The organism is Pseudoalteromonas sp. 1181_04, from assembly GCF_052850545.1.
Genome location: NZ_VXCS01000001.1, coordinates 93,806 through 116,874, shown reverse-complemented (window position 1 = coordinate 116,874; position 23,069 = coordinate 93,806). Strand labels below are relative to the sequence as shown.

At 40.7% G+C, this 23,069-nt stretch carries 14 protein-coding genes and 5 tRNA genes; 6 read left to right on the top strand and 13 right to left on the bottom strand.

The annotated features are described in order from the left end of the window. Positions 1-125 precede the first annotated feature (125 nt). Positions 126-1,328 (top strand): MFS transporter, encoded by a 1,203-nt coding sequence (locus tag FW757_RS00570; RefSeq protein WP_182761470.1) that lies wholly within the window; start codon positions 126-128, stop codon positions 1,326-1,328. A gap of 44 nt (positions 1,329-1,372) precedes the next feature. On the opposite strand, the gene FW757_RS00565 is transcribed toward FW757_RS00570, so the two are convergent. Continuing rightward, positions 1,373-1,570, bottom strand: coding sequence for a helix-turn-helix transcriptional regulator (locus FW757_RS00565; protein WP_182761469.1), 198 nt, complete (start codon positions 1,568-1,570; stop codon positions 1,373-1,375). After that, complete coding sequence (locus tag FW757_RS00560; RefSeq protein ID WP_446440732.1) at positions 1,567-2,001, bottom strand: hypothetical protein; 435 nt, start codon at positions 1,999-2,001, stop codon at positions 1,567-1,569. Before FW757_RS00560 ends, FW757_RS00565 begins: the two co-directional genes overlap by 4 nt. Before the next feature lie 232 nt (positions 2,002-2,233). On the opposite strand from FW757_RS00560, the gene FW757_RS00555 reads away from it, so the two are divergent. The 4 genes from FW757_RS00555 (at position 2,234) to FW757_RS00540 (ending at position 9,779) form a co-directional block, all read left to right on the top strand. Then, a complete protein-coding gene (locus tag FW757_RS00555) occupies positions 2,234-5,452 on the top strand; it encodes an nSTAND1 domain-containing NTPase (RefSeq protein ID WP_446440731.1) in 3,219 nt (1,072 codons plus the stop codon). A gap of 23 nt (positions 5,453-5,475) precedes the next feature. Continuing rightward, on the top strand, positions 5,476-5,853 hold the full coding sequence (locus FW757_RS00550) for a DP-EP family protein (protein WP_182717026.1): 378 nt from the start codon (positions 5,476-5,478) through the stop codon (positions 5,851-5,853). A gap of 182 nt (positions 5,854-6,035) precedes the next feature. After that, positions 6,036-7,031, top strand: coding sequence for a GGDEF domain-containing protein (locus FW757_RS00545; RefSeq protein ID WP_446440730.1), 996 nt, complete (start codon positions 6,036-6,038; stop codon positions 7,029-7,031). Positions 7,032-7,256: 225 nt separating this feature from the next. After that, positions 7,257-9,779: a TonB-dependent receptor plug domain-containing protein gene (locus FW757_RS00540; RefSeq protein ID WP_446440729.1), complete on the top strand. Its 2,523-nt coding sequence runs from the start codon at positions 7,257-7,259 to the stop codon at positions 9,777-9,779. A gap of 65 nt (positions 9,780-9,844) precedes the next feature. Here FW757_RS00540 and FW757_RS00535 read toward each other — a convergent pair whose 3' ends face one another. The 11 genes from FW757_RS00535 to FW757_RS00485 form a co-directional block, all read right to left on the bottom strand. Beyond that, positions 9,845-10,762 carry a tetratricopeptide repeat protein gene (locus FW757_RS00535; protein WP_446440728.1) on the bottom strand — a complete coding sequence of 306 codons (918 nt, stop codon included), beginning with the start codon at positions 10,760-10,762 and terminating at the stop codon, positions 9,845-9,847. Between the two features lie 237 nt (positions 10,763-10,999). Beyond that, entirely contained in the window at positions 11,000-11,137 is a 138-nt protein-coding gene (locus tag FW757_RS00530; RefSeq protein WP_169020715.1) for a hypothetical protein, read from the bottom strand. 173 nt (positions 11,138-11,310) lie between these two features. Next, a complete protein-coding gene (locus FW757_RS00525) occupies positions 11,311-12,663 on the bottom strand; it encodes a magnesium transporter (protein ID WP_446440727.1) in 1,353 nt (450 codons plus the stop codon). 121 nt (positions 12,664-12,784) lie between these two features. Next, positions 12,785-15,868 carry an efflux RND transporter permease subunit gene (locus tag FW757_RS00520; protein WP_182739403.1) on the bottom strand — a complete coding sequence of 1,028 codons (3,084 nt, stop codon included), beginning with the start codon at positions 15,866-15,868 and terminating at the stop codon, positions 12,785-12,787. Then, on the bottom strand, positions 15,865-17,166 hold the full coding sequence (locus FW757_RS00515; RefSeq protein WP_446440726.1) for an efflux RND transporter periplasmic adaptor subunit: 1,302 nt from the start codon (positions 17,164-17,166) through the stop codon (positions 15,865-15,867). Before FW757_RS00515 ends, FW757_RS00520 begins: the two co-directional genes overlap by 4 nt. A gap of 2 nt (positions 17,167-17,168) precedes the next feature. Continuing rightward, positions 17,169-18,569, bottom strand: coding sequence for a TolC family protein (locus FW757_RS00510; RefSeq protein WP_182717019.1), 1,401 nt, complete (start codon positions 18,567-18,569; stop codon positions 17,169-17,171). A 434-nt stretch (positions 18,570-19,003) separates the two neighbouring features. Further along, positions 19,004-19,079: transfer RNA gene (locus tag FW757_RS00505), tRNA-Phe, on the bottom strand. Between the two features lie 49 nt (positions 19,080-19,128). Next, positions 19,129-19,204 (bottom strand) — tRNA-Thr (locus tag FW757_RS00500). A gap of 58 nt (positions 19,205-19,262) precedes the next feature. Beyond that, positions 19,263-19,338, bottom strand: a tRNA-Phe gene (locus FW757_RS00495). A gap of 49 nt (positions 19,339-19,387) precedes the next feature. Next, a tRNA-Thr gene (locus FW757_RS00490) sits at positions 19,388-19,463 on the bottom strand. A gap of 72 nt (positions 19,464-19,535) precedes the next feature. Then, positions 19,536-19,611 (bottom strand) — tRNA-Phe (locus FW757_RS00485). A gap of 668 nt (positions 19,612-20,279) precedes the next feature. On the opposite strand from FW757_RS00485, the gene FW757_RS00480 reads away from it, so the two are divergent. Then, complete coding sequence (locus FW757_RS00480; protein WP_182739404.1) at positions 20,280-23,051, top strand: hybrid sensor histidine kinase/response regulator; 2,772 nt, start codon at positions 20,280-20,282, stop codon at positions 23,049-23,051. The last annotated feature ends 18 nt before the right edge of the window (positions 23,052-23,069 follow it).

Below are 23,069 nucleotides of genomic sequence, written 5' to 3'. Positions count from 1 at the left end.
GCAAGACGCTGACTTATTTTTATCATACAATCGCGGTTTAATTGGTTCTTCAAAATTGCAGTTTCCTGCTTTTTATTAAATAAATCATTCATATTTTGTCGTCAGTCTTTTTACAAGGGTTATCTATGTCACCTGAACCTAGCGTCGTGAACAATACGCTAAGCACTACCGCTATTTTGTTAGTACTTGCACTGGGTACTTTTATTTTAGGATTATCGGAATTTTCGATGATGCCGATGCTGCCATTGTTCAGCGAAACATTTGCCTCAACACCAGCACAAAGCGGTTATACCATTAGCGCCTATGCGATTGGCGTAGTGATCGGCGCACCGTTTTTTATGATCACCACAGCAAACATGCGCAAGCGTAATGCTTTGCTATTATTTGTGTCGATGATGTTTATATTTAACGGCTTAAGCGCATTTGCTAATTCGTTAGAGCAGCTTATATTATTTCGCTTTTTAAGTGGTTTACCCCACGGAGCTTATTTTGCTGTTGCCATTTTATTAGCCGCAGATATAGCACCTACCAATAAACGCGCCAGCTTTATGTCTAAAGTATTTATGGGCCTTACCATAGCAACGATTGTTGGCGTGCCTATGGTTACTTTAGTCGGTCAAAATTTTAGTTGGCGTTATTGTTTAGCGGGCACCGCAGTGCTGGCACTTGTTGCGTTAATTCTAATTGTAAAGTTCATACCAAACACAAAAAATTCAGCCCCTTCGTCGTTATTAAGCGAGTTGAGCGTACTGAAAAATAAGCTGGTTTGGTCAATTTTAGGGATCATTATTGTTGGCTTTGGCGGGGTGTTTTGCATTTATACTTATATTGCCGATACAATTTTAGTGGTCACTCACACACCAGCCTACACTATATCAATTGCAATGGTTATGTTCGGTATTGGTTGCACGCTGGGCAACTATATTTTAGGTAAGGCAGCTGATCATTCGCCCCTTAAAACCACTGGAATAGCACTTGTTGGCGCAATCGTTTTTGCTACAACTTATGTAATGGCAAGCCATAACATTTGGTTACTTTATGCGGTTATATTTTTTATTGGCTTTAGTGTCGGACTTGGCACAGTTATCCAAACTATGTTGATGGATGTATCTCCCCATGGGCACGCAATGATTGGCGCACTTGTACAATGCGCATTCAATACTGCAAATGCAATTGGTCCTTGGGTTGGCGGCTTAGCAATTGCACAAGGCGCGCAACCTAATCAAACCGGCTATGTCGCCGCAGTGTTATTTGCTGGTGGATTTATCATGTGGTTACTGAGTGCATTGCAAATGGGTAAACAAAAACCGCAACTAGTTGCCCCATAAACAGCGCTACACTCTGCGTACTTAAAGTACGCAGAGTGTAGAATTTATATCTCTTCATCTTGAAAGATATCTTCAATTTTTAATTTAAATAAACGAGCTGCTTTAAACGCTAATGGTAAACTAGGATCGAACTTGCCTTTTTCGATAGCATTCACCGTTTGCCTTGATACATCAAGTAGCTCTGCTAATTTTGCCTGAGTAAGGTCATGCTCCGCGCGCAATACTTTAAGGCGGTTTTTCATTCTTCGTCCTCAGCGCCAAGTTGTTTATTCATCACTACGACAGACACTAAATAAGTTATCCCCATAAACATCACTAAATGAGAAATCCCTTGTCGAAACGAAATTACCCCGCTCGTTTGTAATACCGAGTATGCTAAACCAAATACTAAACTCCCTCCTAAGCTAATCGCCATCGCATTTAAATGTAACCGTTGCTGCAATTCATCTAAGCCAGCTAAATGGCGTTTATTTGCCATAATCATCATAATACCTGCGAAAACATTAACCATAATTGCCACTATACTAAGTAGCGTGTTCTGCTCGCCCCACAGCAACAATGGCCCGAATGACGCAAGCGCCAAAGTTAAAACCCACGCCAGAGTCCACTTTGCTAAATAAACAGTGTTTAGTTTGTTGCGTTGTTTGAATGTTAATCCTGTTTGTTGTTTCATGCTCTCGCCTTTTTAGTCAAGTAAACTTGACTAAGTATTGTTGAGGCTCACAGAAAAGTCAAGCAAGCTTTACATAAAGTAATGTATAGCAGACATAGCTTGTACCGTAACTGTTTAATAAAGCTTTTTAACGTTTAACTCAGAATATTGTATTAACTTATTGCTTGCAGTAGGATAAAACAAAGCTGTTTAAAGCAACCTCAATTTTAACAATAACAATGATGAGCCCTGCATGCGTAAATCTGTTTTCTTTGTCGGTGAATGGCAAGTAACACCTGCCACCAATAGCTTACGACGAGGTGCGCAAGTCAAACAACTTGAGCCCAAAGCGATGGATGTTTTATTATTATTATGCGAAAAACAAGGAGAATTAGTTAGCACTGAAGAGATCATTAATCACTGCTGGCGTACTGTTGCAGTGGGCGATAACCCTTTGCACAAAGTCATCACGCAATTACGTAAAGCATTTGACGACAAAGCCAGTGATCCGCAATACATAGAGACAATCCGCAAGCGCGGCTACCGCGTTATCGCCAAAATAGAGCTCCCTCTCGATGACGAGCAAAAAGCCAGCCATAGTAAATGGCAAGGCAGCTCACCCTTTGTTGGCTTAAGCGCGTTCACTCCCAATGAAGCCGATGTTTTTTTTGGCCGCAGCAAACAAATAAACACACTATTACAGCGGGTATCGGCACAAATAAGTTTTGGCCGCGCTTTTAGCTTATTGCTCGGCTCAAGTGGCTCAGGTAAGTCATCTTTGGTCAATGCGGGTATATTACCGGCATTAATGAGTGAGTCAGGATTTGATGGCTTTCGGGTCGAGTCATACTGCCAACTTGATTTTGCTGATATAAGTAAAGATCGGCTATTTCTCGATTTAGCCTCTACCCTACTTGATTTAGAAATCAACGACGCCCCGGTGCTTAGTGATATGAGTGCCGACACTTTGAGCGAGTTATTACAAAACGCGCCCGAGCAAGTTATTGAGGGTTGCCAAATGGCTGTAAAGCAAAGCCAAACAGCCCATATAAAACCGTATTTATTTTTATTTATCGACCGCCTTGAAGTATTACTGTCGTCGCCAGTATTTAGCGAGCAAGAGCGCAGCCAGTTTTTAACAATTATAGAGTTACTGGCCACCAGTAACTGCATGATTATATTTAGCGCCTGTCGAAATGACTTTTATCCGCAAGTGGTTAATCAACCTAGCTTAATGGCGGGCAAAGCCAATGGCGCCCATTTTGACTTACTGCCGCCCACTCGCACTGAATTAAAACAGATGATCCGCCTGCCAGCTTTAGCCGCAGGGCTTAGTTGGCAGCTTGACCCTGAGCACCAAACCCCACTGGATGAAATACTCTGTAACGAAACCGCCAATAACCCCGACGCCCTGCCAATGCTGCAATACACTTTGCAACAACTGTACTTACAGCGCAGCGAAAACGATGAGCTATTAGTCTCACAATACCAAGCATTGGGCGGTATTGAAGGCGCGATTGGCCAAAAAGCTGAGCACGTTTTTACACAACTGCCCAAGCAACAACAATCCCAGCTGAGCTTGGTATTATCAAAACTAATTACCCTGCACGCCGATGGCGAAACCCTCACCAGCCGCGCAGCCCGTTGGGATGAACTCACCACCCCGGCACAAACACAACTTGCACAAGCGATGGTCGATAGCCGCTTATTTGTATCGCACCTTAAAAACGAGCAAGCCTGTTTTAGTTTGGCACACGAAGCGCTACTACGTCAGTGGCAACGTGCCATAGACTGGATAAACCACCACCAACAAAGCTTAGCCATTAAAAGTCGCTTGCAAATCGCCACCGAGCGTTGGTTAAACGAGCAAAAACATGCCGACTTTTTATTAGCCCAGGGCAAGCCGTTACAAGAAGCACAAAGCCTGATAAATAACGCTATGTTTACCCTCAGCGCTGCTGAACTGAGCTTAATTAAAGCATCAAACCGCAGGGCAAAACGTAAAAAAACAGTGTTACAAGCCACCGCGGTTGCACTTATTTTACTCAGTTTTATAGCCACCTTTATGAGCGTACGCAGCTACCACGCCGAGCAAGTTGCGCAGCAAAAACGCTTAGAAGCCGAAAGCCTACTTGGTTTTATGGTGGGTGAATTTGCCGATAAACTGCGTAGCGTTAAACGTATGGATTTGCTCGATGGTATTAGCAATAAAGCGCTGGAGTATTTTACTAATCAAGCTGATGAGGACAACTCTCTCTTTCGCTTTACAGACCAAAAAACCGAATTTAACAACCGCTTTCAATATGCACAAACCCTTGAGGCAATGGGAGAAGTAGCCTATTCCCGCGGTAAAACCATTGAGGCCTATACCGCGTTTGAGAGCGCCCGCACCCGACTTGAGGCATTATTAAAAACCCAACCTAGCAACTTAGAGTTACTTACGCTTGCGGGTGCCAATGCCTTTTGGTTAGGGCAGCTTCATTATGATAAAAGTGATTACGCTGCCACAGAGCCAATGTTTAAAAAATACCAAGCCTATAGTGAAACAATGTACTCCCTAGCACCCAATGACTTTAACTCCATTATGGAGTTGTCTTATTCACATAACTCTCTCGGCTCGTTATATTTAAAACAATTTAACTATGCTGCTGCAAAACAAAGCTTCACAGAGTCGCTAAATCTTAAAAACAAAGCACTCGAGCTTAAACCCAACAATAAAAACTTATTACGTGATAAAACAGATACAATTAGCTGGCTTGCCAGTACAGAAGAAAATTTGGGTAATTTTAATACAGCATTAACAATGTTAGAAAATGCATCTAATGAATTGAATAATATTTTGGCACAATACCCCAATGATGCCAGTTTATTCAACAGTCTTGCTAACACTTATATACAACAGAGTTACTTGCTCAGCTATTTTCCTAATAAGCTACGTGCCTATATAAAGGCAAAACAAGCCACAGAGGTAATAAATAAAGCCCGGCTTCAGGATCCAAAAAATAATAAGTTTCAACGTATGTATCATCAATTTTTAGCGCATCAATTGTTACTATCTGATGATGTAAACATAGACATGCGGATTGAAGGCATTATTAACTTTATTAAGGAAAAAAGCTTGTCTGATAAAAAGATTGTAAATACACAGATTATCCTTATTCACTATTTCATAAAAATAAAATCATGGCAAAAAGCACAAGAATTATTAGAAAAAATTGAAGGAAAAGTTGAAAATAAAATAGTTATAATAAATATAAGCTTAATAAAAGCAAAATTAGCTGTTAATAAAAATGCACAAGTAAAATTGTGTGAACAAGCTATTACCATCATGTCCGAAATTACAAAAACAACCCAAAGCGTAAAAATCACTTACCCGCTTGTACAAGCATATACATGCTTAAACAAAGAAAACGAAATTTCAGAAATAAAAGCAAGCCTAGTAAACTTAGGCATTAACAATTTTCAACTATGAACATTAATAAAAAAGGAAATAATATGAATAACAATCAAGAGCTAATTCACTTTACAGTAAAAATTGAACTAGACAGTAACGACAGTGCCAATTTCACATACTTTAGAGATGGGAAAGAAGTATCTGGCGGTGGAGTTGTAAGAACTGAGACTGCAGGTATTTACACATTAGAACCAACGACTATTACTAGCGGCTTTTTATTTACCGGAGCCACTATCACCAATAAAAAAGGTGATTGTGCCGGCGACTTTAGCTATAAAGTGAGTGATGACAGCCAATCAATCGTCATTATAGACAGCAATGAAAATAATGGCACAGTGTGCTTAATTTTTAACGTTGAGTGTAATGGCAAAGCGTACGAAAGCGCTGACCCTCAAGTTGAAAATGAAGATATATTTTAATTAACAACACCTAAACAATTACTACAATATACTTCGCAGACTCTTAAACTAGAGTCTGTGAATAAATAAAAACAATAAAAATCAAAATCTTAACAACCAGAAGATTACCAGAAGGTTTGTTTGCACTTTTTTAAGTAAATTTATAGACACCAAAAACATATAGCAAAGCGTAAGGATCAAACGTGTCTAAGCAAACAAATAATAATAACCAAGCACTTAATGCAAATAAGCAATCAACCGCTGCCGGTAAAACTCTGTCGACCTGCCTGTCACACATACAGTTTGGCGCATTAATAGAGCTATTTAATGGCACTGCTGAAGGCATTTTTGTTATTGATGAACAAGGCACGTTTGAGTTTGTTAACCCGATGGCGGCGCAGCTTTTAGGCGACTCACAACAATCGTTAATTGGCCAAAGCTTACTGCCGTTTTTGCACGAAACAGATCGTGACAAATACATGTATACGCTATTAAACTGGCTTGATATAAAAGACACTCGCCTTAACTTTGGCCCAAATGAAGTTAAAATAAATAAACTCGATGGCAGTATAATCGAAGCCGATTTATCTATTTCTAACATGCCAAAAAGCATTGCCTGTGCACAAAAGCTATACGTTTGTATATTACATGATTTAAGCGCGCATAAAGCGATATTTAATCGATTAAAAATACAAGCCTCGACTGATCACTTAACCGGCCTTGCTAACCGTTTTACGCTTGATGAGTCATTAAATAAATTTTGGGCAGAGAGTATTCAAAGCCATCAGCCTTTAAGCACAATACTGATTGATGTCGATCATTTTAAGAGGTTCAACGATACCTACGGCCATATTAAAGGCGATAAGTGCTTACAAAAAATAGCCAAGGTTATTTTGCAATGTATACCATCAAGAGATTGTTTAGCCGCTCGCTATGGCGGTGAAGAATTTGCTGTTATTCTGCCACGTTGCAACCGTGATAGTGCCGCAGTTGTTGCCAGACATATTCAACAACAAATTAATGCGATGTCATTTACTGATATTGGCCTACCGCCAGAAGTTAAAGTAAGTGTGAGCCAAGGTATTGCCTGCGAATTTGATAACCAATACCGCACCTGCGAAGCGCTAATATGTGCCGCTGATACGGCTTTATATAGAGCAAAATCTGACGGCAGAAATAAAATTAGTATTAGTGCTTAATACGCTATAACGGTAAATCATTTGTCTATAAGTTACAGCTCGCTATTACTTTTTGCAGACAGAACTGCAACTTGTAAATAAAACACACTAACAGTTACATAAGACGCAAAATATTAACAATTAAGGTACATTGCTACTATGGTATTCTGATCTATTCTTTGTTGAGTAAACATTTTATTAGTAAAATGTTGTTGGTTAAAATCAACATACTCAAGGGATTACTATATGGCTAACTTAAAAAAACTGCCCCTACATTTAGCAATATGCAGTACATTTGCTTTTCAAGTAAGTGCCATTGCAGCAGAGCAACCAACTAGCGAAAACGAAGTAAAAGATATTGAAGTTATTTCGGTCACCGGCACACGTCGTAGTTTACGCAGCCTGTCGGAAAGTACAGTTCCTGTAGACTTGCTAACCAGTCGTGATCTGGCAACCACAGGCCAACTAGAAATAAGCCAAGTGCTTGCAGCCCAATTACCTAGCTTTAACTACCCAAGTGCAACCCTCGCTGATGGTACTGACCATGCAAAACCTGCAGTATTAAGAGGCCTAGCTCCCGATCACACCTTAGTACTTGTCAATGGTAAACGCCGTCACTCAGGTGCTTTATTGAATTTAGGTGGCACAGTTGGCCGCGGCTCTACGGCTGTTGATTTAAATAATATTCCAACCTCTGCGATTAAGCGCGTCGAAGTACTGCGTGATGGTGCAGCGGCTCAATATGGCTCAGATGCCATTGCTGGTGTGATCAATATTGTACTCAAAGATGCCGATGAAGGCGGTAGTGTAAGCTACACCTATGGTGAGTACGACACACAAATGGCGGGCTCTCCTCAGTTACTCAGCACCAGTGCTGATGCGCAAGGTAATTTAAGCTTTGCCAAAGGCGAAGACCGTAAAGTAAACGATGGTATTACCCGAACTGCAAGTGCCAATGCGGGCTTTTCGCTAAGCGAGAATGGCTTTATCAATATCTCAATTGAAACCCGTAACAACGAGCCAACTAACCGCTCAGGTATTGATGAGCGAGAACAATATAATCGTGATGAAAACGGCGCGCTTGATCCAAAAGAGCTGACGTTTGACCGTTATAATCACCGCTTTGGTAAAGCCGATGTTGAAGATATCGCGCTATTTTATAATCTTGGCTACGACTTTAGTGATGACTTATCACTTTACTCTTTTGCCAGTTATTCAAATCGTAAAGGTAACTCAGGCGGTTTCTATCGTCGTGCCAAAGACAACCGTAATTTGCCAAGCGTTTATCCAGATGGGTTTTTACCAAACATTGACACTGATGTTGACGACTATTCGTTTGCTATCGGTTTAAATGGGGTTAGTAATGATTGGACATGGGATATCAGCACTAATTATGGTCGCAATGATTTTGCCTTAGGTGTTAGCAATAGCATCAATACCTCTATGGGTGCTAACAGTCCGACAGAGTTTGATAATGGCGCATTAGTGTATGAACAATTCCTTGTTAACATGGATGCCAGCAATAGCTTTGACTTAGGCTTACCTGATGACGTGTTTGTTACCATTGGTACTGAATATCGCCATGAAAACTACCAAATCAAAGCCGGTGAACAAGCTTCGTATTTAACGGTACTTGATGCACAAGGCGTACCTGTTGCCGCCGGTGGTGCACAAGTTTTATCAGGTTTTTCACCGGATAGTGCAACTGATAAAAGCCGCCATAACATTGCTCTATTTGCTGAATTTGATACCTACCTCACTGAAAATTGGAATGCTGTGCTAGCAGGTCGATTTGAAGACTATAGTGACTTTGGCAGTACTTTTACAGCGAAACTTGCCAGCCGCTATAGCATTACTCCTTCATTATCGTTACGTGGTGCTATCAGTAGTGGTTTTAGAGCACCGTCTCTTGCACAAACGTCTTATAAATCAGTCAGCACTGTATTTGAAAATGGTGTACCTAGAGAAGTCGGATTATTTCCAAGTAGTGAGCCTGCTGCCAAAACGCTTGGTGCAAAAGATTTAGACGCTGAAGAGTCTGTCAATATGACCGCTGGCTTTATCTTCACAGAAGGTAATTTTAGCTTCACGCTTGATGCTTATCGTATCGATATTGATGATCGCATTGTGCTTTCTGAAAACTTAGAAGGCCCTGCTGTTGAAGCTATTTTACAACAAGCCGCTGAGCTCAATACCCAAAGTGTGCGCTACTTTACCAATGCTATCGATTCGCGTACTCAAGGTGTTGATATTGTTGCCACCTATTTACTTGGTTTAGCTGATTATGGTGACTTACGCTTAAGTGCCGCTGTAAACTTTAACGATACAGAAGTTACTCATGTGAAAGACAATCCACCGGAACTGGAAGCGTTAGGTGATGGATATCAATACTTTGCACGACGTGAAATTTCTCGATTCGAAAAAGGCACACCAGCAGATAAATGGAACCTGTCTGCAACATGGGATTATGAAAATATTCAAACTACGCTTCGTGCAACACGCTATGGTGAAGTAGTTGATACCTCAAGTAGTGCTGAGGGTGATGAGCTTCTAAAAGCAAAGTGGCTCACCGATATTGAAGTGGCATATCGTCCAACTGAGCAATGGAAACTTGCTTTAGGTGCTAATAATCTATTTGATCAGTACCCGCAAGATACGGTAAGTAATATTGGTTATAGTGATTTTAACCAAATTTTCACTTACAGCGGGTTCACGCCATATAGTTTAGATGGTCGCTTTGTTTATGCGAATGTAGCGTTTAGCTTTTAATTAAACAAATAACTACGGCCCATATAAATATGGGCCGTCTTATCGAGGGTGCATAGTTACAATCGCTACAAAGTTAAGGCTTTAGCTAATTGTTCATAGACTATTTTATGGTTACGATTTAAGTCACTCACTTTAACCGCTTTAAACCACTTAATGGCCTGCTGATTATCTTTTGCTTGCCAGCATATTTCTGCCAGCCTTAATGTATGCGAAGCTTTGGTAATATCATCGCTGCCATCGACCATATAACTTAACGAGTCAACATAATACTTAATGGCAAGGTCATACTGTCCGAGCAATTGATATGTACGCGCTAAATTCCCTTGTGCAACAATAATTTTGCCTTGATGCTGAGTTGGAAGTATCCGATCGAGTGCTTTTTTTCTACTATCTCTGGCATTTTCTAAATCGCCAAAAGCATGATAAATATTTGCTTTATTGGAATGTAATTCAAAATTAAAAATTGGGTCTTTACTCTTGCCAAACTTTCGTTCGGTTTTGAGTAGCATTTGAAAAGCGGATTCTTTATTACCAAAAACATACTGCAAATTGGCTAACTCAAGCATTCGCATTGGATCTGCAAACGCGTCGTACATCAACTGTATATCTGTAAGAGCCTTATTAGCATAGATTTCTGCAAGCTCATCATCCTCAGAGTAACGTAAGGCTTTGGCATAATAAAAGTAAACTTGGACTTTAAATACTTCAGGTAGATCATCTCGTTCTGCGAATGGCTCAACAATGATTTTTAAGGTTTCATAATCACTTTTATCGTAATAATAATCAAATAAGTAAGACTTGGCTTTGTACCACCGAGAAGAATCTAGCTCTGATTTCTCTATACGTTCATTAATATAAACTAAGCAGTCTTTCTCTGGCTGCTGTAAGCAGAATTGTTCGTGATCACTAAAGTGTTCAGACGCATTAGCTAGCGTAGAGAAAATAAAGATAAAAATAGCGACTATGAAGTGATTTTTTATCATAAAGTTTAAGTAAACGCTTAATGCTGTAAAGGATATACATAGATTAAAACATATTTGCATAAAATTATTAACAAATATTATACAAAAACAGATCGTTACGTACTAAGAGTGGGGATAATAAACTGGCTTAGGCAATTACAAAAATATTTTATAATTGCCTAAGCATTTGAAAGGTATATATACCTTTACTGATGGCGCTGAATAACTGGTCGCACAGCAGTATTTTTGTATGCTAAATTAAGCTGCTTTTTTCAGCGCTTTTTTAAGCTTACCTATTTTGGCTTTTTGTTTTGCGACTTTATCTTTACGAGCGCTGATTTCTTTTTTAATCGATTTTACTTCTTTACTGATTGCTTTAGCTGGTTTCTTTGACATTGAGTATTTCCTTTTTAATTATGTAGCTCGCTACTGCGAGAGTTGTACTTTATGATAAAAAAGAACCAGATGATACGCGCCAACCAGTTCTTCACTAAAGATTCACACAACAGAAATAAAACTGAAATTAATCAAATACCTGTAAAAGTTATCATACTTCGTACACTAAAATACTAAAGAAGTAATAAACTACCTAACCCTAAGAAAGTGACAAAGCCAACAATATCGGTCACCGTTGTCAAGATTACTGAACCTGACAGTGCCGGGTCGATTTTCATTTTATCTAAAATAGAAGGGATCACCACGCCAGACAAAGAGGCTGCAATTAAATTAAGCAAAATAGCCACTGTAATAGTGATACTGAGCATCACATCACTAAACCAGAAATAAGTAAGCACACCAATTACCATAGCCCACACACAGCCATTTACAGCCCCTACCCTAAGCTCTTTTTTAAGTAACGCCTTACGGTTTGAGTCGGTTACCTGACCAAGCGCTAAACCGCGCACGATTACGGTAAGTGTTTGACTACCGGCAATACCGCCCATTGATGCAACTACCGGCATTAATACTGCCAATGCAACTACTTGCTCAATGGTTGCGCCAAATAAGCCAATAAACCAGGATGCTAAAAATGCGGTTGCTAAATTAATGCCTAACCAAATACCACGGTTTTTCGCACTTTTTCGTACGCTGGCAAATAGATCTTCGTCTTCGCGTAAACCACCCGCTTTTGCCGCTGCTTCATCGGTGACCTCTTGGCGTAATTCATAAGCTGAGGTAACTTTTAATCGCCCCAGTAACTTGTTATCGACATTGACAACGGGCATTGCCACTTTTTCACTGTGGATCACCACTTCCGCGGCTTCGTATAGGTCATCGTCAGCATGCAGTGAGGTGATATCGTGATCAGCAAAACTTAATAAGGTATCTGAATCCTTAGCTTTAAATAACGTGTTAACCGATACCTCACCAATTAGCGTGCCTTTGCGGCTTACTAAATAAATAACCTCGGTATATTGCGGTAAGCCTTTTTGCAGGATTTTTCGTGCGCCACCGACCGTAAGTTTGTCTGAAACCTTAAGTGAATCAAAATCAAGCCAGTGACCAAGTTGCTCTGGCAGATACTGCTGCGCTAATTCATATTGCTTGGTTTGTACTTCATCAAGTTGACGGCGAGCGTATTCAACAAAGCGCTCAGGGATCACTTCTTCAAGTTCAAGTAACTCAGCAACGCTTACTTCATCAAGTAATTTAAAACCGTCATCTTCATCGAGTGTTTGTAATAGCCAACGACAGCTATCGGCGCCTAAATTAATGAATATTTCGTGCTGGGTGTCTTCATCTAATAATTGCCAAATATCAATACGCTGATCTTTTGGTAAGGCTTCAAATAATAACGATAAATGTTCTGTCGAGAGTATTTCTTTGGCGTCAGCTAACAGCTTATTTTTACGCTCTGTAGTATCACATTGTAAAAGCTCATCAATAAGCTGTGGGAGTTGATCAATCGGGTATTCAATCATGTTGAAGCCTTTGAATTTAACTACTTTGTGTTTAGTTTACCTCAGCTTGAAAAAATAGTTTGAGAAATTTTGCATCGTATTTCGTATTCCCCACAGCCTAATTAGCTGTGGGGAAAGTTGTTTATTTAAACCAGCCTTGCAAGCGTTCCATCAACAAGTAATTCACTGGCACCAACAACAAGGTGATAAAGGTTGCAAAAATAATCCCAAAGCCAAGGCTCACCGCCATCGGGATCAAAAATTGCGCTTGTGTCGCCTTCTCAAACAGCAGCGGCATTAAGCCTATAAAGGTGGTTAAGCTGGTTAGCATTACAGGGCGAAAACGTGATGCGCCCGCCATTTTTACCGCCTCCAGTAAATCACCACCTTCACTGCGTTTTTTATTTATAAAATCAACCAATACCAGTGAATCATTCACCACTACGCCAATCAGCGCTAGCATGCCGAGTAAGCTCATAATGGTCAGTTCCATGCCCATGATCCAATGTCCAATAACTGCGCCTATCATGCCAAATGGGATCACACTCATAACGATTAATGGCTGCAAGTAAGATTTAAATGGAATTGCTAATAAGCCATAAATAATGAAAAACACAAAGACCAATGCCCACGCGAGTGAACCAAATGATTCCCGCTGCTCTTTAGCTTCACCCTCAAGTGAGTGGCTTACTCCTGGGTATTGCTGTACAAGTTCATCTAAATACTCTTTTAAATCAGCTTGTAGCACCGTCATATTGGTGTTTTGTTTTTCAATATCAGCAGTCACATTTAAAGTACGGTAGCGATCAATGCGATTAATCGACGAAGGGCTTTGTCCCGGCACCAGCTTAGCTACATGCGATAAAGGCACTGTGCCGCCATCGGGTAGATTAATTAAAATATCTTTTAGATCCGCCACTGAGCGGCGTTCTTCAATTGGTAAACGCACCATTACTCGCACATCATCGCGACCACGTTGAATGCGCTGTGCTTGTGCACCAAAAAATGAATTACGCACTTGTTGCGATACATCAACACGATTCAACCCCAGTGCTAGGCCTTGCTCTGTTAGCTCTATTTGTAGCTCTTCTTTGCCATCGGACATACTATCAGCAATATCAAATACCGTTGGGTATGTCGCTAACCGCGCTTTGACATGATCAGCCACTTCTTGCAATGTGGTGAGTGAGGTTGCACTCAGTTGTACGTCAATCGGATCTGAACTGCGGCCAATTTCGGCTCTAAAGGTTAAGCTCTCTGCACCCGGTATTATACCAATTAAATCGCGCCATTCACTGGCAAGCTCGCGCGAGCCAATATCAGAGTCGCGGCTTTCAGCGGGTGTTATTTCAAAACGAACACTGCCGGAATTAGACGCACCACCGCGCCCGCCTGTGGTGGCGAGTATATTTAAAATAACACTTTCACCTGTATCTTCATCGCGGTACTTATCTTGTAATTGGCGTGCTTTATCCGACATATCAATGACATATTTATTAGTCACTTCAAACGGTGTGCCCGTTGGCAAGGTTAAGTTAACTCGAACCGTTTCACTTGGAATACGTGGGAAGAAAATAAACTTAGTCCAACCACTGGTGATCATGGTTAAAATGATCAAGAAAATACCAACAAACAAGCTCACCGTTGCTAGTTTATGCCGTAAAGCGAGGTTTAAAATGGGCTGATAGTATTTTAAGATTGCATGCTCAAAACCATCAGCAAAACGTTGTTGGAACTTATCAAATTTTGAGGGCTCGCCTTTTTGATGACGTAATTTGATGTACTTTAAATGCGCTGGTAACACGAACTTAGACTCAATTAACGAGAATAATAGCACGGGGATCACCACCACTGGAATTTGCGCAAATAACGCGCCACGGCCACCTTCAATAAACGCCAAAGGTAAAAAGGCCGCGACTGTGGTTAAAACCCCAAACGTTACCGGCGTTGCCACTTCTTGGGTACCACGAATAGCCGCTTGTTCACCTGATTCAGCCGTTTTTAAATGAGTATAAACATTTTCACCAGTAACAATGGCATCATCAACAACAATTCCCAGTACTAAAATAAAACCAAATAAGCTCATAATGTTCAGTGTTACACCAAACAATGGCATCGCTAAAAAAGCCCCCATAAACGATACTGGAATACCAATGAACACCCAGAATGCGATGGCCGGTCGTAAAAATAACGTCAGTAAAGCCAACACTAAAATGCCGCCTTGTAAGGCATTAGTGGTAAGCGTGGCAATACGACTTTTAACCAGTTCTGAATCATCATCCCAGTAACTCAGCTCAAACCCCATCGGCAGATTTGTTTGCTGGTTTTCAATGAATTCTTTAACCTCATCCGCCACGGTAATAGCACTTTGCGGGCCGATTCGGTACACATCAATAAACGCGGCTTGTTTACCATTAAAGCGGGTGCGCACTGGGGTTTCTTCAAAGTCATCGCTAATTTTAGCAATATCTCCAAGGCGAATTATGGTGCCATCGCTTTGGTGTTTTACTACAACTTGGGCAAATTCGTCTTTACGGTAAGCTTGGCCTTTAGAGCGAATGAGTACGTCGCCGCCTTCGGTTTTTAAATTCCCCGCAGAAATGTCTGAGCTCGAATTGCTAATGGCCCGTGAAATATCACTTAAACTTAAACTATATTGGCGTAATGTATCTTGACTGACTTCAATGGCTAACTCGTAATCGCGCACGCCACTTAGTTCAACCTGCGTCACGCTCGGTAAACGTAGTAATTGATCTCGTACTTGCTCGGCGTATTCGCGGGTTTCTTTTTCGCCGTAATCGCTGGCAACGGTGACTGCAATGACTTCGCGCTTGCGCTCTGCAAGAGCTACAACGGGCTTTTCGGCATCAACAGGAAAGGTATTGATCGCATCAACCCGGCTTTTTATATCGGCTAATAACTCCCGCGGATCATAACCGCTTTCAACTTCGATGCTAACCGAGGCAGAGCCTTCTGAGGAGCGACTTGAGATCTGCTTGATCCCTTCTAAATCTTGCACTGACTCTTCAATTCGAATCGTCACCCCTTGCTCTACATCTTCTGGCGTTGAGCCACGTAATGATACGCTAACGCTAATGCGATCGGTTTCAAATGAAGGAAATACTTCAAGCGGTATTTGCGTAGTTAAACTAAATAGACCCGCAAATACAATGCTGATCAGCAATAAATTAGCTGCAACATGATTTTTGGTAAACCAAGCTATCATGGTTTATCTCCTTGCGATCTTGCTGCGCGGCGTTTTTCAACTAACTGCTCAACAGTAATACCCTGTTTCTTAGCCATCTCTTCTAGCTGCTCACGACTTGGGCGCTGTTTTTTCACAGGTTCTGTCGAGGTTGCGGGTTCACCCATTACTTTAACTCGCGTACCCGAGCTCACCTGACCAAGCGGTGTGAGTACCAACTGTTCACCAGCCGTTAAACCACTGGCAATAATTCCTTGCGTGGCGTTTTGCCATGCTAAGCTAATCTCTTTACGCTTAAGTACGCCTTGCTCAACAACATACACATAGCTGCCTTGATAAATGGTGCTGTTAGGAATAACCAATACATCGTTTACCTGTTTACCGCTGATCTGCGCTTTAATATATTGCCCTATCTTAATTGGGTATTGGTTTTGCGCTGTTGCTTTGTATGGATCATTAATTTGTGCCACCACGTACAGTTGTTGGGCGCTTTCATCAATAGCTCCTTCGGTACGCGAAATTTGCCCAAGCCAACTTTGCTTGCCGACTAAGTCTGAAGTGAAATGCACCGCTGATCCAAGTGCATTTTTTTGCCCATCACGATATTGCTCTGGTAAGTTTATAAATGGCAAATCTTTATTTTTGATTGGCAGACGAATTTCCACACTATCAATGGCATAAATCGTTGCAAGCTGAGTATTATTAGACACCACTTGGCCTAGATCAACACTGCGACTGAGTACACGACCGGCATAAGGAGCTGTAATTTTAGTACGCTCTAAATCAAGTTCAGCTTTTTCAAGTTGCGCTTGAGCTGACAACACTTGTGCTTGCGCTGCGGCTAATTGTGGTTCGCGCAACACTAAGTTACTCGCTTGTGCACCATTACCTAAACGCTGCCAGTCAACCAAAGCTTGACGTCCACGCGCTTGCTCTTCTTGTAAGCCCTGTTGCGCAGTTAATAAGTTTGCTTGTGCGGCTTTTACTTCAGCGCGGTGATCCCTATCATCAAGTTGCAGTAACACATCCCCTTTTTCAAAAAAGCCCCCTTCGCGAAACTGCTCACTAACCGCAATGATTTGCCCCGATGCTTGAGCAACTAAGCCACTTTGCGTACGTGGTTTTACGGTGCCAAAACTATCAATCATCACTTGGTATGATTGCAGTGTTAGTAACTGCACTGCCACACTAATTTGTGCTTTAGGTGGCGCTGCAAAACGATTAGCTTGCGGCGGGTTACCTTGAATGAACATAACGATTGCTGCGGTTGCTGCAATCACTACGGCTGGGATCAATATTTTTCTGGTTTTTAAGTTCATAGTTATTGCTCTGTTGATGCGTTGGTTGGCTGTGAAAAATCGCCACCAAGGGCAATATGAAGATTTATACGGTTAATAATAAGTTGGTTTTTAATTTCGATGACTGAGCTTTGTGCATCAAAAGAGCGGTCTTGTGCATCTAATACGGTGGTGTAAGTGACTAAACCACTTTGATATTGCTCAAATGATAATTGCTCTGCTGCAATAGCATTTTCTTGCGCTTTAAGCGTAGCCTGGTAGCGCTGTTGTAATGACTGCTCTTGCGAAATAGCTTGTTCAACATCATTAAATGCATCATACAAACTCGCTAAATAATTTTGCTCTTGGCTTAGCACTGCTAACCGCGCAGCTTCCTCGTTTGCTTTTAGTCTACCTGCATCAAACAACGGCATAGAAATGCTACCAACCAACGACCATGCCAGGCTCGACGGAGAAAACAAGTCGCTTACTCGGTCTGTGCTATCACCTAACGTTGCTGATAAATCTAAGCTGGGAAAACGTTGTTTATGGGCATAGGCCAAATTAGCATCGGTACTTAACAGTTGATACCAACTGGCCATTAAACTTGGTTTACGGGTGATCAATTCTGACGGTAAACCTAATGGAATAGGTTTATCTAATAATGGTAGCTCGGCCTCGACAGTTAAGGCGCCTTTTGGATAATCTCCAGTTAGCCGTTCAAGTGTTCGAATAGCTTGATTTAATGTCGCTTTTTGCCCGGCAATTCGCGAGCGTTCAGTATTTAGTTCATTACGCGTTAAATACACATCTAACGCATCATTTAAACCTTGGCGATAACCCGATTCAATAATTGCCAAATTTTGCTCAGCGTTTTTTTCACGCTGTTGATACAGTGCCAATAGCTTTTGCGCACTGATGACATTAAACCAGCCGCTGACTACATCGCCTACTAAGCGCTGCTTACTTTGCTCAAAATTGGCTTGCTCTGCTAAAAATTCAAGGTTAGCTTGACGCTGCGCATCAGATAGCTTGCCCCATAGATCAATTTCGTAGCTGAGGGTTAAATTTGCCGAACTGGCATTATTGTAGCTAACAGGGCGATTATCTTTGCTGCGATTCGTCCGCGAAGATAAATCCAAGCTCGGCCACAACGCGGCGCCTGTGGCAATTAGCTGCTGCTGTTTAATAGCAACATCATAACCGGACTGCAAAATTTGCTGGTTATTTGCTAATGCCTGTTCAACTAGAAAAAAAACTTGTGGGTTTTCTAGCTGCTGCAGCCAATTATCTTCAACCTTTAATGCAGACGTAGTCGCTTGTTGCCAAAGCTCTGGGGTATTTGCGATATCTTGCGCACGTTCAGTAGGATTGAGCTGATTGCTGCATGCACTGAGCAGCAACACACTCACCGCCACTAAACTCGGCTTAAGTTGCCAAATCATATAAAAACCTGAATTACTGCTATTTATGAGTGTAATTCAAGCACCAGTGCAGCAATAGCTCAACTGACTTTACATAACATTACACATGCTTAAAGGAAACAGCGGTGAAGCGCAGGTTTTGTGGGATTAAAGGTGAAAGGTGAAAGGTGAAAGGTGAAAGGTGAATTAGAAAACTCAACCGAGTACTTGGCAAACTTTACTTGTGCTAATTTTCTCTAAAAAAAAAGCCCCGCATTTTCATGCAGGGCTTTAATATAAATGGTGCACTGAGGCGGCAAAAAATTGTCTGGAACAATTTTTAACGTCCGAAGGATGGCCCGTAGGGCAAAATACAGGGAAGCATTTTGTAATCGAACGTAGTTCGAGGCCGCTTATGTTTTAACTTAAATAAAAACAAAAAAGCCCCGCATTTTCATGCAGGGCTTTAGTATAAATGGTGCCTCGACGCGGAATCGAACCACGGACACGAGGATTTTCAATCCTCTGCTCTACCGACTGAGCTATCGAGGCACATCAACTGTGCTGATTTATTGTTAACCTAACAATAAATCTAAATAAATGGTGCCGACTAACCGAGTCGAACGGTTGACCTACTGATTACAAGTCAGTTGCTCTACCAGCTGAGCTAAGTCGGCACACTAAACTGTGTGCTAAGGCACGTTTCAATTTTAAAGATTGATAACTTTTAATAAATGGTGCCTCGACGCGGAATCGAACCACGGACACGAGGATTTTCAATCCTCTGCTCTACCGACTGAGCTATCGAGGCACTTAAACAGTGCTAATTAAATGTTTTTAAAACATTTAATTTAAATAAATGGTGCCGACTAACCGAGTCGAACGGTTGACCTACTGATTACAAGTCAGTTGCTCTACCAGCTGAGCTAAGTCGGCACACTAAACTGTGTGCTAAGGCACGCATAATAATGTTTTAATCATTTGATTTAAACACCATTATTTAAATAATGGTGCCCAGAGGCGGAATCGAACCACCGACACGAGGATTTTCAATCCTCTGCTCTACCGACTGAGCTATCTGGGCAATTTCAGTATTAATAAAAAATCACAAAGGATTTTCAATGCAATTCCCACTTAGCTCTACTGACTGAGCTATCTGGGCAATTTCAGTATTAATAAAAAATCACAAAGGATTTTCAATGCAATTCCCACTTAGCTCTACTGACTGAGCTATCTGGGCAATTTCAGTATTAATAAAAAATCACAAAGGATTTTCAATTCAATTCCCACTTAGCTCTACTGACTGAGCTATCTGGGCAATTTCAGTATTAATAAAAAATCACAAAGGATTTTAAATATAATTCCCACTTAGCTCTACTTACTTAGCTATATGGGCGATTTCATTTTTAATAAAAATCACAAAGGATTTTTAATATAACTTCAGCTTAGCTCTACTGACTGAGCTATCTGCGTGTGCGGCGTATTAAACTGGTTTTGCCCTTTCAAGTCAACTTTTTTTTTATTCTTTATAACTGTTTGCACAGTTTTTCAACAAAGCGACTAATAAATGTAAAGTACGCTGTTTTTTACAGCAATAACTCTTTAATTTATGTATTGGATAGGTATTTTAACTGCTTTGTGTACAACAGTCCTAAAAACGTAGTGAATTATTTCTGGTAAATGATAGGATTGATTTCCAGTACACAAGCGACTGTTTAGATTGCGGTTGATAATAGATAAGTTGGATAATAAATGCTGAGTAAATTTTCTTCTCCTGTAAAAGGACTATTACCTCTTTTTATACTAATAAACTTAGCCGTAACAGCACTCGCTGTGGTTGCTTATTCTTTTTACCCTAGCCACACTGAAGACTCAAAAGCACCACCAAGCTCACTAAGTTTAATGACATTAGCTGAGCAATTAGACACACCTTTAGTAAATGCATTAACTCGAACAGGACAAGATAATGCCACACAACTACTAAATTTAAGTGCTGCGCTTAATAATCAATTTGATTACTACTTATATAGATATACACCTACTGCACAAACACAATTGGTTTTTGCTAGTAATAAACCGGCAATTGCACCGCTAAAACTTGATCAATATTCAGTTGAGCAAGGTATTATTCACTATCAATTAAATTTAAATGATCAACCCGTTGGTGAATTGATCATTAAACAAAAAATAGCTGTAACCCCTCTACTGCCAAATTATTCCATCGGACTTGCATTGGCTATTGCAGGAATTGCTGGAGTAAGTTTATTTTTACTGGCGCTGTTTTTTAACGTTTATCTTAATACGCGGATCCGCAAAAGTAGTGACACTCTTGCGCATAAATTAGAGAGCATCACTAAATCTGGTAGTTACAATACACATATCGACGAACAATTAGATATTGGCCTTGGCGTTGTAGCTAAAAATATCAATCAATTATTACAGCAAGTACAAGATGCCATCAATAGTAATGACATAGCCCAAAAAGATTTGCATAAGCTGCAAAGCAGTCTGGAAACTGAAGTGCAAAACCGCACTTTAGCGCTTGAAAAAGCGAGCCATAGAGCTGAACAAGCAAGCGAAGCCAAAACCACGTTTTTAGCAACTATGAGCCATGAGATACGCACTCCAATGAATGGCGTTATTGGCACCATTGATTTACTAAGGCAAACAGATCTTAATGGCGCTCAGCATCGTCTAAGCACAATTATTCGTGAATCAGCCTTTTCACTACTGGGTATTCTGGATGATATTTTAGATTTCTCAAAGATTGAAGCGGGCAAACTAAATATCGATCCAACTCCTTTTTCGGTCTCGGATACTATTGAAGAAGTTGCCAGAGTATTGTCATCGGTTGCAAAAAAACGCCAGCTTGATTTAGAGCTTGCCATAGCCCCTGATGTACCAATTAATTTAATTGGTGATACTGTTCGCGTTCGCCAAGTACTTTATAACTTATGTAGTAATGCGATTAAATTTACAAGCACCGATGAAAATCGCCTAGGTCAGGTACGCATTGCTGTAGAAGTGGCACAAAATACTGCTGACCATTTTACTCTGCGTTTTAGCGTCAGCGACAATGGTAAAGGTATGAGCCAAGCTCAGCTGCGTGAAATATTCAATCCATTTATTCAAGCCGAAGGATCAATTACCCGTGAGTACGGTGGCACTGGCCTAGGTTTATCTATTTGTAAAAGTTTAACCGAGTTAATGTTAGGGTCGATTAGTGTTACCAGCGATATAGGTATTGGTAGTGACTTTGTGGTGGAATTGCCATTCAGTACTGAAAACACCATAAAGTATGCCCATAAAGGCGCCTTGAAAGATCATTCGGTGATACTCGTCACTGAGCATCAAAGCAGACAACAAACGCTTTCTCGTTATTTATCATTTATGGGAGCAAAAACAATTACAGTGCAAGCGGTGCAAGAAATTGAACAGTATCAAGACAACCCCGGTGTTATTTGGGTGCTTGATGGTATCGATTCAATGGATAGCATTAATTACTTACTACGCCGTTTACTGTATACCCTTGAAGATAATAACCAACAGGTGATCGTACTTAGTAAATTGGATGAAGCCGCAATAAATCACAAAAACATCTTTTACCTTAATGCGTCGCCATTATGTAAGTCAAACTTTATGATGTCGCTATTGGTTGCTGCGGGGCTGCATACACCAAGACAAGTTAAACCAGTTAAAACCCTTAATAATTATTTAAATATTGAACAAGCACGCGAAGAAAACAAACTCGTGCTACTTGTTGAAGACAATATTTTGAATCAACAAGTGCTTACCGATCAACTACATTTACTTGGGTTTGGCGTTGAGGTTGCTGAAAACGGCGAACAAGGTTTAAAAATGTGGCAAAGCGGTCGTTACCCATTAATTTTAACTGACTTACATATGCCTAAAATGTCAGGTTATGACATGGTTGAAAAAATTCGCGACGAAGCCGCGCAACTTGAAGACATCAACGCTCAGCCTTATGTTATTGCAGTAACGGCAAATGCCTTAAAGGGTGAAAAAGAACGCTGTTTAAATGCCGGTATTAACGATTTCATTACTAAACCCGTTGAATTAAATACACTAGAGGCAACACTTAATAGTTGGAGTGAAAGCAAACAAGAGTCGATTACGGCTTCTCCTAATAAGCCGTCAGCACCAATTAACTTTGAAATGCTCGCTAAATACATAAACAATGATGACGCAAAGCAGTTACGGTTCTTTAAAATGTACTTAGAGCAAAGCCATACGTTAGCTAAAGACATTAATACGGGGGTAATGACCGGTGATAAAGAAATAATAATTGCAGCTTGCCATCAACTTAGATCTATATCGAAAACAATTGGCGCAGAAAAAGTAGCTGAGCTAGCTGCTGACTTTGAAGATAACTGTAAAGAACAAGACTTAACCAGTGATCAACTAATTGAGCTGCGTGACAATTTAGAAATTGAGTACTCCCGTGTTGCGCAGTTTTTAAAAGAGCAAGTTAGTAATGCTCAAGAGCAAGATGATCTGATTTAATTCAAGCGTTAAAAAAGG

Bases quoted from the DNA above. Each gene is read 5' to 3' on its own strand.
- FW757_RS00510 (WP_182717019.1), bottom strand. From the start codon at position 18,569: ATGATTTGGCAACTTAAGCCGAGTTTAGTGGCGGTGAGTGTGTTGCTG.
- FW757_RS00535 (WP_446440728.1), bottom strand. From the start codon at position 10,762: ATGATAAAAAATCACTTCATAGTCGCTATTTTTATCTTTATTTTCTCT.
- FW757_RS00565 (WP_182761469.1), bottom strand. From the start codon at position 1,570: ATGAAAAACCGCCTTAAAGTATTGCGCGCGGAGCATGACCTTACTCAG.
- FW757_RS00530 (WP_169020715.1), bottom strand. From the start codon at position 11,137: ATGTCAAAGAAACCAGCTAAAGCAATCAGTAAAGAAGTAAAATCGATT.
- FW757_RS00550 (WP_182717026.1), top strand. From the start codon at position 5,476: ATGAATAACAATCAAGAGCTAATTCACTTTACAGTAAAAATTGAACTA.
- FW757_RS00525 (WP_446440727.1), bottom strand. From the start codon at position 12,663: ATGATTGAATACCCGATTGATCAACTCCCACAGCTTATTGATGAGCTT.
- FW757_RS00515 (WP_446440726.1), bottom strand. From the start codon at position 17,166: ATGAACTTAAAAACCAGAAAAATATTGATCCCAGCCGTAGTGATTGCA.
- FW757_RS00560 (WP_446440732.1), bottom strand. From the start codon at position 2,001: ATGAAACAACAAACAGGATTAACATTCAAACAACGCAACAAACTAAAC.
- FW757_RS00540 (WP_446440729.1), top strand. From the start codon at position 7,257: ATGGCTAACTTAAAAAAACTGCCCCTACATTTAGCAATATGCAGTACA.
- FW757_RS00480 (WP_182739404.1), top strand. From the start codon at position 20,280: ATGCTGAGTAAATTTTCTTCTCCTGTAAAAGGACTATTACCTCTTTTT.
- FW757_RS00570 (WP_182761470.1), top strand. From the start codon at position 126: ATGTCACCTGAACCTAGCGTCGTGAACAATACGCTAAGCACTACCGCT.
- FW757_RS00520 (WP_182739403.1), bottom strand. From the start codon at position 15,868: ATGATAGCTTGGTTTACCAAAAATCATGTTGCAGCTAATTTATTGCTG.
- FW757_RS00555 (WP_446440731.1), top strand. From the start codon at position 2,234: ATGCGTAAATCTGTTTTCTTTGTCGGTGAATGGCAAGTAACACCTGCC.